This window comes from Rahnella sp. P4_A8 (genome assembly GCF_056402435.1).
On the sequence record NZ_JBFUHK010000292.1, the window covers coordinates 1 to 900 of the forward strand.

The following is a 900-nucleotide window of genomic DNA, read 5'->3' on the forward strand; positions in this document are numbered from 1 at the left end:
CATGATGGTCATGGGAACGTTAGTGACAGCTAACTGACCGGATTTTTCCACCTCACCGGTGACATAGACTTTCTGCGAGCGGAACGTCGCAACATTGACATCGACCTGCGGCGATTGAATATATTGGGTGAGCCTGGCGGTAATATCACGACGAATTTCAGAGGTCGTTTTGCCTGCCACGTTGACCATCCCTATGTAAGGGTAAAATATGGCACCTTCGGCGTTAACCCAGTTCCCGGCATCGCCGGCACTTCGATACTGACCGGCAGGTGTCGTCAGTTCAGGATGATCCCATACCGTAATTGTTAATATATCGCCGATGCCAACATAGTACTGGTACTTGTTAACACGTGAATCAAGGTCGCTATTGACTGTCGCAATGGCAGGGTGACGAACAAGTGACTCCACCAGTTTAGGCGTGATGGGATAAATATCGACCATTGCATTAATATCCTGATAAGGGCCGTTTTCTTCCACGACATTTTTACCCGAAGTACTTATACCGATACCAGGCGATAACGAACATCCACAAAGCGATACTACAAATATGATGAGTGGAATAGTAACAATCTTAACTTTCATAACGTTTTAACCGTTTATTTTCATGGGGAGTAGATTTAATGGTGTTGTTTTTAGCAAAATCTTCACAAGGAGTCTGGAGGGAATATTGTTACTCAATTTAGGGATCGATAAATATTGCGATAGCATTGAGTATTTTTTCACGCTACCGCCCATGGATGTTGTAGACATCCATTAGAATAATAAAATCACCAATAAGTCCTTTACAAAAAATTTAATATTAGCCAGTCTCCGCTTAAAAAAAGCAGAATTTAAACATATCTATAAATTAGTATAAATGMCGACGACAATAACAGATCGTTTATCGTCGTGTTTATTGTA

General features: G+C 41.5%; 1 protein-coding gene. It reads right to left on the bottom strand.

Going from position 1 to position 900, the window contains the following annotated elements; genetic code table 11:
* Positions 1-582, bottom strand: a 582-nt coding sequence (locus AC1DUO_RS25525; RefSeq protein WP_477989486.1) for a polysaccharide biosynthesis/export family protein, incomplete at its 3' end; no start/stop codon positions are given.
* Between the last annotated feature and the right edge of the window lie 318 nt (positions 583-900).